At 32.2% G+C, this 9,313-nt stretch carries 11 protein-coding genes; all 11 read right to left on the bottom strand.

What is annotated here, in order from left to right:
• Positions 1-54 precede the first annotated feature (54 nt).
• The gene (locus CWS01_RS23225) at positions 55-189 is read right to left on the bottom strand and encodes a DUF7695 domain-containing protein (RefSeq protein ID WP_268877083.1); all 135 of its coding nucleotides are present in this window, start codon (positions 187-189) and stop codon (positions 55-57) included.
• 244 nt (positions 190-433) lie between these two features.
• The gene (locus tag CWS01_RS16435) at positions 434-865 is read right to left on the bottom strand and encodes a hypothetical protein (protein WP_101178261.1); all 432 of its coding nucleotides are present in this window, start codon (positions 863-865) and stop codon (positions 434-436) included.
• 558 nt (positions 866-1,423) lie between these two features.
• Positions 1,424-1,933 carry a peptide ABC transporter substrate-binding protein gene (locus CWS01_RS16430; protein WP_101178260.1) on the bottom strand — a complete coding sequence of 170 codons (510 nt, stop codon included), beginning with the start codon at positions 1,931-1,933 and terminating at the stop codon, positions 1,424-1,426.
• Positions 1,934-2,384: 451 nt separating this feature from the next.
• Positions 2,385-2,753 carry a hypothetical protein gene (locus tag CWS01_RS16420; protein ID WP_101178258.1) on the bottom strand — a complete coding sequence of 123 codons (369 nt, stop codon included), beginning with the start codon at positions 2,751-2,753 and terminating at the stop codon, positions 2,385-2,387.
• 129 nt (positions 2,754-2,882) lie between these two features.
• A complete protein-coding gene (locus CWS01_RS16415; protein ID WP_101178257.1) occupies positions 2,883-3,260 on the bottom strand; it encodes a hypothetical protein in 378 nt (125 codons plus the stop codon).
• A 152-nt stretch (positions 3,261-3,412) separates the two neighbouring features.
• Positions 3,413-4,021 (bottom strand): sugar O-acetyltransferase, encoded by a 609-nt coding sequence (locus CWS01_RS16410; protein WP_101178256.1) that lies wholly within the window; start codon positions 4,019-4,021, stop codon positions 3,413-3,415.
• 1,207 nt (positions 4,022-5,228) lie between these two features.
• The gene (locus CWS01_RS16405) at positions 5,229-5,834 is read right to left on the bottom strand and encodes a sugar O-acetyltransferase (RefSeq protein WP_101178255.1); all 606 of its coding nucleotides are present in this window, start codon (positions 5,832-5,834) and stop codon (positions 5,229-5,231) included.
• 142 nt (positions 5,835-5,976) lie between these two features.
• Positions 5,977-6,537 (bottom strand): sugar O-acetyltransferase, encoded by a 561-nt coding sequence (locus CWS01_RS16400; RefSeq protein ID WP_101178254.1) that lies wholly within the window; start codon positions 6,535-6,537, stop codon positions 5,977-5,979.
• 565 nt (positions 6,538-7,102) lie between these two features.
• Positions 7,103-7,486: a VOC family protein gene (locus tag CWS01_RS16390; protein ID WP_101178253.1), complete on the bottom strand. Its 384-nt coding sequence runs from the start codon at positions 7,484-7,486 to the stop codon at positions 7,103-7,105.
• A gap of 105 nt (positions 7,487-7,591) precedes the next feature.
• Positions 7,592-7,870, bottom strand: a complete 279-nt coding sequence (locus CWS01_RS16385; RefSeq protein ID WP_101178252.1) for an ArsR/SmtB family transcription factor — start codon at positions 7,868-7,870, stop codon at positions 7,592-7,594.
• A gap of 1,270 nt (positions 7,871-9,140) precedes the next feature.
• Positions 9,141-9,281: an anti-repressor SinI family protein gene (locus tag CWS01_RS16380; RefSeq protein WP_101178251.1), complete on the bottom strand. Its 141-nt coding sequence runs from the start codon at positions 9,279-9,281 to the stop codon at positions 9,141-9,143.
• Between the last annotated feature and the right edge of the window lie 32 nt (positions 9,282-9,313).

The following is a 9,313-nucleotide window of genomic DNA, read 5'->3' as shown; positions in this document are numbered from 1 at the left end:
AATATTAATTTTAATACTATTAAATGAATGAACTCTCCAAGTCATTCTGGTCCACTATATTCTTTTTTCCTTTTTAATACTCTTTTTCTCAATACCGCCTTTATATGTTTTAAAATCATAAGTAAATATGGACTCAATGATATCATCACAATTCTTGCAGCAAACCTTATTCACAATTGGCCTAAGCATCGTTTGAACTCCTTTGATTTTTTCTATTTTCAGAAAAAAACAAGCTGTCTCCTAATTCTTATTATATAGGTCAAAAGTAAAAGATAACTACTTTTCATTTTTTACCATCTCTACCACAAACAATCCTTTTTTATATCAAGGATTCAGGCTTTAATGTATAATTTTTTCATTTAACTATCTGTACTTCCAATATAAAAAAACTTACTCTAATTAAATTTTAGAGTAAGGCTGCAGGGTATATATTTTAATTAAAACTAATTAAATCTTTAATGGTTAATGTTTTTTTATCTTCTTTTAAAAGAAATATTTCTTCATGCTTTCCCTTATTATCTCCCCACTTTACTTCTACCTTATATTCTGTTCCCCTACTTGGTTTATCGCCTAAAGTTTTAAAGTCATAATATTTTTTTTGAGCATTTGGATAAGGACCATAACTTTCACGGTTACCAGCTTCATATAAATTAAGTTCACTAACTAATACTGGTGTTTTGGTTAATCGTGTTAGTTTGCCATCCCAATATGTATTTCCTTTTTCTAGGTAATATTCTGCCTTCCATGTACCACTATCTGAAGTACCAACTAAACTTGGAGGACTAGAAATATATTGATAGATATTAAAAATGGGAATAATCAATATAATAAAAATCACTAATAAAATTTTCCAATATTTTTTCATTGTCAGTACTCCTATGTAATTAGTAAGTTGTTCAACATAACCATAAAAATATATTAAAGTAAAATATTTACTAATATACTACTTTATCATTTTTCATCAAACGAAAAACATCTTCAAGTTTAATAAACTACCATATATATTTACATACGATCAGAAAGAGTAGGAGTGATTCTCATGATAAATCCTTATAGATTAAAGAATTTCAGAGAATTTTCTTGTTTTACTTTTCAAAAAAGATTCCTTTCTTTTTAGCAGATATGCTTACCTGTTTTTATCTTTTTTCCTTTCTCTTTTAATTTCTTTAGTAGTTAATTAACTATCTCTAGAATAAATATTACCCACGTAGCAGCTAGAAGACTTCGAAGCCACATGTACGTCGAGAGTTCGAGGTCTTCTGGCTGCTTGCTACGACAAATTACAAACCTCCAAAAAAGCTGTAACAGCAGCACTTAAATAATAAGTGGTTTATGGTAATATTGCTCACTGATTTCTATTTTTAAATAGTTAAAATTAATTTAATAACCGTATTCCACAAAAGCATCGTTTGCATAATGAAAATTAACTAATCCACGTCTCTTTAGACTTTTTAATCCGCCAATTACGATCTTTGTGATGAACTGTACTCTCTACACTAATAGCCCCTTTTCCTGACCGATATTTAGAACTTTCAAAGAAAATATTGTTATTAAATTTAATATCAACTTTAATATCAACTTTAATATCAACTTTTTCTATACTGAGAAGAACACCATCCAAAGCCAATGTATCTGGGTTATAGTATCCTTTTTCTTTTAGTTCATCAAAAGTAGCATCCATTATTTCAACTTTATATTCACCTTTAAAAAAATTTACTATTTCTTTTTTATCCTTTTCACTTAATCCATTTAAGTTACTCAAATCAATAGCTACAAATTCCATATCACTATTCAATGTTTCGTCTTTTTCCATTATTGAGTCTAACGCAATGCTGTAAATTTCTCCAAAATGCTCCTTGGGGCTTACTACATTCTTACAAGCAAAAAGCATCAATGAAACGAAAATCATTATAATAAAAATCTTTAGTTTCATAATGAATCTCCTTTTAATTTTATAGACGTATGCATTATCTACAAAGTTTCAGATATTCAGTCTTCAACTATCCTTCCCCTTGATTGACAAGAAAAAAGCTTCTGAATCCCTTATTTCTTGTCAACTGACAAAAAATATAGAAAAAGGCAAGAAGACCCGAGAAAACGAAAGTATGGACTTCTGAGATATCTCCTTGCTTTTTGCTTATTTCCCAAACGAAAAAAGGCGGAATTTGCCCGAATATGGACAAATTCCGCCTTCTCCTTTTTTTTCTTGTTTCTTATAAGAGGTATTATGTTAAATAGATGTGTATAAAAGACTTATTAAACTAATTGACAGGTTTGTTGAAGAAGGGGCTTTAAAGTTCAATAAATGAATTGTTATTTTAAGTGTCAATTGTCAAAATAAGTTTTCCACCTCTTAACTGAACCCGTTACAAGTTAACATATTATTAATCTTGTATGCTGTAAGCTTCATCAATGGAATCCACCAATATTCCAGGAAAGATAATTTTCCTTACACAATTTTCAATCTGCATTCTTGAAGCAGGAGAGGAAGGATTAATAATTATTATCTTTTTAAAATTAGCCATCGAATATAATTGTAAAACGAATGTGATATCATCCACCACATGACCAGCCACTTTTTCTTGTCCACGTCCATCTATAATTAATTTATACTTGGAAGGGTTAATAGTATTTACGATGGTTTGAAACTCGCTTAAATATATTTTTGCATTTTCCTCTTTAAAAAAGCCGCCTACTTTTACAAAGAAAATGCCTTTCTCTTCATCCAATTCAAAGGAATATAGTTTCCCCATTGTTTTTCCTCCAAAGCGTGAAAAATGACTACTGGTTCCATAATACATAAAACGACTCATTTCGACAATCTTAGATTTCTTATCTGGCTAGCTTCTAAGCTTAATTATAATGGTATTATGTAAAACATTTCACTTAAAGTAACGGGGGCTGTTATTCATCAAAGTGGTCAAACGACTTTTGATTGATTTTATCTTCTTTTTCACCGAGTGAATTTGAACTTCTTTGTTTTCGATGTGCATTTTTTGCAGTTCTTTTTGTGCCTTCATCATCGCATTCGATTCTTGAACCGCACTATTGGCATAGTGGTCATTTAGCGAAAAACAGTCTTTCACCGTTAGATGAAGAGATTTGTCTCTTTTGGATGTTCCAGAGCGTTTTTCTACGACTTGTGTTTGAAAAGAAAAATGTTTGGCACGATTAAACACCAATAGGGCATGAGAAATAGAATTAACGTATTCTTTCGATAATGTCTGTTTATACACACGATTAGAAAAATAAGCCTTCATTGTATTTCTCGTCCCTTCGAACATTTGTTTGTGTATATTTTATCAAAAGACATAAAATCTGTCATGTCATTAACCCCTCAAAACAAAAAAAGAGCGATTCATCCCCCACCTATTCTCTTTGTTCCTGGAGGTGAGGGATGAATCGCTTGAAATTATAAATCTTCTTCTTCAATTTTCATGTCTTTATAATAATACTTCATATCATGCTCATTGATTTCCCGCATTACCCTGCAAGGGCTTCCTATTGCTACTACATTGGATGGAATATCTTTTGTAACTACACTACCAGCACCGATTACTGTGTTTTCCCCAATACGAACCCCTGGCAAGATAATTGCACCTGCACCAATCCAAACATTATCCTCAATTACCACTGGCAGGTTATACTGTGCTGATTTTCTCCGCAATTCTGGATGAATCGGATGAGTTCCTGCATCAATCGTTACATTAGGACCAATTAATACATTATTTCCTATATAAATATCGGTGTCATCTACCAGTGTCAGGTTAAAATTGGCGTAGACATCATTTCCTACATGTGTGTGTCGTCCCCAGTTTGCATGAAGTGGTGGTTCGATATAAACGTCGGTACCTACTTCCGCAAACAATTTATGCAAAATTTCCTTTCTCTTTTCTACTTCAGAAGGTCTAGTGCGGTTAAAGTCATATAATACCTCTAGACATTGCATCTGTTCTTTTGCCAAAGTTTCATCATTGCAGCGATATAATCTTCCACTTTTCATTTTTTCCCTAATTGACATATATACGCACTCCTATTTTCAATAGTTTATTCAATTCTCATTGTTTGTCTAACTTTATTTCAATATTTTAATTTTAAGATATTAAAATAAACTTACCTCCTGAAAATGAAACAGAGACCATCTATCTCCTGAAAGAGGATAAAAAATTGCTTTTAGAAGTAGATTATTACCTCTTATTCAACGTTGTGTTTTTTGTTTCTATAATAATGGTAAAACGATTATAAACTAACTTCAATGGTAAGTTAGTGTGATTAGAGGGTAAAATATTGTCTTTTACTCATGAGAGAAAAAATATGAAATACCATGGAACATACAGTTTTCGTTTTCAGGAAACACTTCCTAACGATGTGACAACCGTTATAGATTTTAACGTTTGCTTCCATACATAGCATTATTGAACTACATTGCTGCTATTTAGATTTAGAATAATACCAAGTACTTCAAATTCACCATATTTGCGTAATCCCTTATTAAACAATCTGGACCCTTTAATGGAATAATATAATTGGCATTTTTAAATGACTTTATTATTTTTTAACTAACTTTATTGTCACTTAACAACCATTTTGAATAAAATTTAGCGTTTAAAAAGTATGCAATTCATCTCTTAAAGTCACAGTTGATATAGCTATATTTTATTTTTCTGTCCAACAACATAGAATTAGGTGAACACAAATCCCCTCCAGATCGCTTAGCTGGAGAGGATTTTTTGTAGGCTCCTAGATACATTGAATTCCGATAATATCTGATTATCGGTACTCAGGAATTTACATTTTATCTAACATAATCATCTTCTGAATCTCTTCTATAAAGTAAACAGCTTTTATATTCCTCATTTAACTATATACAATGATCTATTTCCTCTGAAGATTTCTCTGCTATTTCTTTTTAACTTTTTCTCTCACTGTTAACTCTCCTAGGAGCTATTATTTTTGTATATGGCAATCAGAAACTATAGCTTACATAAGTGAATTTATGTATATTATTTGTATATAAAAAGAGGGTTTATATACAAGTTATGTATAAAAAACGTATATAAATCCTTGTTAAAAATATATACTTATTGTGTTAACGCACCCGATAACATAAGTACAATACTTCACATTCTACTATGCCAATCAAATAAAAAGACAATGCTGTTTCTAGCATTGCCCCTGTAAATTAATTAAGCAGTTAATGGTAAGTTTGTTTCAACTAAAGTAGCTTTTCACTTTTCATTATTATGTACAGGAGTTTTCAACCCAATTTTATCTTTTTCAGTTATTGGTCTGATAACTCTACATGGTACACCTGCCACAATAACATTTGCAGGTATATCTTTTGTCACAACACTCCCTGCACCAATAATAGTATTATCACCAATAGTTACTCCTGGAACAATCGTAACTGAACCACCAATCCAAACATTATCCCCTATATTAATTGGCAATGATTTCTCATAGCCTGCTTTACGCTCTTCTGCATCCATTGCATGATTTGGTGTATACAAACTAACATTTGGACCAATCAACACATTGTTTCCAATAGTAACTTTGGCACAATCCAAAATGGTACAATTTGTGTTTGTGTAGAAATTATCCCCAATTGTAATGTTATAACCATAATCACAGTTAAAAGGGGATTCAATCCACGCATTTTCTCCTACAGAATGAAACAATTTTTGAATGATTTGGTTTCTTTCACAGCGTTCCGATGGTTTCATATTATTAAATTCAAATAACAAATCTTTCGCTCTTTCTCTTTCTTCGGTTAACTCTTGGTCCCAACATATGTAATATTCTTGATTTAACATTTTAGTTTTTTCAGATTTCATTGTGTTAGTCTCCTTTTTTATTTCTTTTGACAGCCACTCAAACAAAAAACCTTATTCAACTATTCTGACAAAATCACAGCTCCGTATTTAACACTAACACCAGTTAATTTAAGTACAATGTTCACAAACTTTTTTTGATTTTCTATAATTCAATTTTTTTAATGATTCTTGCCGGGTTCCCACCCACCACTACATTATCTGGTACATCTTTAGTCACTACTGCACCTGATGCGATGACAACATTGTCTCCTACTGTTACTCCTGGGTTTATTATTGCACTTCCTCCAATCCATACATTATTTCCAAAAGTAATCGGTTTTGCATATTCTTTACCTGAATTACGTTCCATTGGATGAAGCGGATGTGTTGCTGTATAGATTTGTACGCCAGGTGCAAGCATACAATTATCTCCAAATCGCACTTCACAAACATCTAAAATGGTACAGTCGAAGTTAGCAAAAAAGTTTTCTCCTACGTGTGTGTTATAACCATAATCAAATCGTATATTGGGCCGCATACATACGTTTTCTCCAGTTGAACCGAGTAATTCCTTTAATAATGCAGTCTGCTTTTCTCCTTCCGTTTCTAATGTTTGATTATATATCCTAACCTTGGTTCTTGCTTCCTTACGTTCCTTTGATAATACTGGGTCAGCGGGGTTGTACATTTCCCCAGCCAACATTTTTTCTTTTTCAGTTTTCATTTTATGACCTACTTTCACTTACGAATTGATAACGCATACATTCAGTATAACTTGTATATACAAGTTCAATCAACGATTATTTTCCTTCTTCGACCAGCCAAGTAGAAGGGAGCCTTTCTACTTGGCAGTAAATTGCACTCCCTCCCCTCGCAGAACCGTGCTTGTGCTATTAACGCACACGGATCCTCCTAGTTATCATGTACAAAATATAGTTAATCTCTTTTCTTAAGTCGTATATATTAACCTTAACTCTTGCGTAAGGTAGTGGATATTTATTAAGAAAAAGTCTGAATTTGTTTACACTTTGGTTATTATCTGTGATGCAATAAGAAAAGCCCCCAAGAACGGTAGCTGATTGTTCAACTCAAGGCCCCGTTAGTTTAGGTGAAATTATTAACAATGCACATTTTTATTGTGAAATAACAACAATATCATTTATTTTTATACCTTAAAAACGTATAACCCCGTCCTCAAATTAGGACAGGGTTAACATAAAGTTGATTAGTTTTTGATAAAAACATTTCACCAAACTTAAAACTTACCAATAAAGTCGTTAAGAACTGCGTTACTTCTGCACTATCTGAATAAGGTTGCCGCATGTATCGTCGAAGACAGCTATTGTGACTTCGCCCATTTCTGTCGGTTCCATAGTAAACTTCACGCCTTTTTCCATTAATCGTTTGTACTCTTTTCGAATATCAGCAACACCAAACATTGTTGCTGGGATACCCTCAGCAAATATCTTCTTTTGATACTCCTTGGCAGCAGGATGGTTATTCGGTTCGAGTAAAAGCTCGGTAGCGTTTTGATCATCTGGAGAAACAAGCGTTATCCACCTAAATTCTCCGACGGGAACGTCCTCCTTTTTTACAAACCCCAGTTTTTCTGAATAAAACTCCAGCGCCTTGTCTTGATCTTGTACGAACAGACTAGTAACAATGATTTTCATACTATTTTGCCTCCTTATTTGTGACGCATGGTGCTGTGCTATCAATCTGGCCGCAAGCAAAACAACCCACACATTTGTCAGAAGTCCTGTTCCGATTTTAAAAAATTACTCTATCCATCCTTTCAGCAAATTTTTAAGTGGTTCATTGTTGAAAAAAATTACTCGATATTTACCCTTTCGTTTGGATGTTACCAGCCCTGCATTTTCCAATGCAGAAAGATGTTTAGCAATCGCTTGTCTCGAAATGGAAAGATTGTGCTTCATAATGAGACGTACCGTAAGTTCATACAACGTCAGCTCGTTGCGTTCGGATAGTTCGTCTAATATAAGCCGCCGAGTCGAGTCGCCAAGTGCTTTGAATATAGCGTCTTTGTCCCAATTCATATATCGAGTATAAGCAACTCTATGGTTGCTTGTCAATCATAAGCAATTGTAGAGTTGTATAAAAAAAGAAACCGCTTCACGCAATCTTAATAAGGTAAAGCCGCATAATAGCTGTTTGATGTTTTTTTATTTTTAGTACGTTTTTTATTCAACTGAACTGCCAGTCAGCGCAATAAGCATAACTAAGAATTTTGCATAAAAATTAACTAACATACAATATTTATATTTATAATAATTCATAAAATTTTGTAAATATACAAATTAAATATAAATAACCTAAACTCCAGAAATGATTGTTTTTTTATCGAATTACATAAATTGGAATATAGATAACGGAAAATAGTATCACTTTAAAAATTTTAAAGAATGATTCGAATTTTATTAGTAATAGTAACAACTGATAAAAACCTATAATATGAGATGAAATCTATCTATATAGTCAAGATAATTTAGCGGTAAACATGAAATTTATATAAAAAATTAATGAACGATTATACAATTAGGATATTTTCATTTCGCCTCAGACGATCTCACTGAATAACCGCGCATAAGGGAAATTATGCGCGGTTATTCATAGTTTATAAAATTAGAGAAAATCATATTATCGATAAGATTAATATGATTTAAAGTGGTATTTTGATTTAAATCTCTCCTCCTATTTTATTGCTATATTTAAATTGGGTATTTTTCCTAAAAAATGATTATCGTCGAGCCAAAGCAACAGAAAATTAGATAGAAGCAGCAAATCTACATAGTGTTGCTCTCTTCCATTCGATTGATCGTCATCAAAACATCAACAGCCGATTAAGTGATAGGTCCATTGCGTTAATTATTAAGAAATATATTGAAGCAGCGGGAATGAATCCAAAGGACTTTGTGGGGCGTAATTTACGAATTGAACTCTCAACCAGTACGGTGATGATAGGGATGACAGATATTTCGATTATGAAATCGACAGGAGATAAAACAACAAGGAAGATGGTCGATCGGTATATGCAAGCCAAGGAAAAGACATAAAAACAATGCGAGTAATATTTTAAAGAATTTATAACAGGATCAAACTGAGTATACATATACAATAGAAGAAACTGACCTTTATTCTGGCAGCGTAGAGGTCAGGGGTTCGAGCCCCCTATGCTCCATACTTACACATCGACGAAAACCCTTGATAAATCAAGGGTTTTTCTTCATTATTGAACTTTCTATTTCCATAATTTTTATAAATTAGTCTTTTTGGTCATAAATTTCAAAAATCAATTTTTTCTTTATATTATTTTAAATTTAAATCATCACACTGGTCATAATTCTTTAGAAATTTTTTTATTTCTTCTTCTGTTATTCCCATCGCTTTAGCTTCCAATATTAATTCAATCCATTCGGAATCTAAAATTTGGTCTTGTGTTTTACTCATTTTTTTACTCCTGGAGTTAGTATATTTTTATG

The sequence above is a fragment of the Niallia nealsonii genome, from assembly GCF_002835805.1.
Classification (GTDB): domain Bacteria; phylum Bacillota; class Bacilli; order Bacillales; family Cytobacillaceae; genus Niallia; species Niallia nealsonii.
Note: the sequence above shows the minus strand (reverse complement) of the source record. Positions and strands in the feature narration are given on the sequence as shown.

What these genes read in the sequence shown, in the direction of transcription:
- CWS01_RS23225 (WP_268877083.1), bottom strand. Translation starts at nt 189, where the DNA reads ATGCTTAGGCCAATTGTGAATAAGGTTTGCTGCAAGAATTGTGATGAT.
- CWS01_RS16435 (WP_101178261.1), bottom strand. Translation starts at nt 865, where the DNA reads ATGAAAAAATATTGGAAAATTTTATTAGTGATTTTTATTATATTGATT.
- CWS01_RS16430 (WP_101178260.1), bottom strand. Translation starts at nt 1,933, where the DNA reads ATGAAACTAAAGATTTTTATTATAATGATTTTCGTTTCATTGATGCTT.
- CWS01_RS16420 (WP_101178258.1), bottom strand. Translation starts at nt 2,753, where the DNA reads ATGGGGAAACTATATTCCTTTGAATTGGATGAAGAGAAAGGCATTTTC.
- CWS01_RS16415 (WP_101178257.1), bottom strand. Translation starts at nt 3,260, where the DNA reads ATGAAGGCTTATTTTTCTAATCGTGTGTATAAACAGACATTATCGAAA.
- CWS01_RS16410 (WP_101178256.1), bottom strand. Translation starts at nt 4,021, where the DNA reads ATGTCAATTAGGGAAAAAATGAAAAGTGGAAGATTATATCGCTGCAAT.
- CWS01_RS16405 (WP_101178255.1), bottom strand. Translation starts at nt 5,834, where the DNA reads ATGAAATCTGAAAAAACTAAAATGTTAAATCAAGAATATTACATATGT.
- CWS01_RS16400 (WP_101178254.1), bottom strand. Translation starts at nt 6,537, where the DNA reads ATGAAAACTGAAAAAGAAAAAATGTTGGCTGGGGAAATGTACAACCCC.
- CWS01_RS16390 (WP_101178253.1), bottom strand. Translation starts at nt 7,486, where the DNA reads ATGAAAATCATTGTTACTAGTCTGTTCGTACAAGATCAAGACAAGGCG.
- CWS01_RS16385 (WP_101178252.1), bottom strand. Translation starts at nt 7,870, where the DNA reads ATGAATTGGGACAAAGACGCTATATTCAAAGCACTTGGCGACTCGACT.
- CWS01_RS16380 (WP_101178251.1), bottom strand. Translation starts at nt 9,281, where the DNA reads ATGAGTAAAACACAAGACCAAATTTTAGATTCCGAATGGATTGAATTA.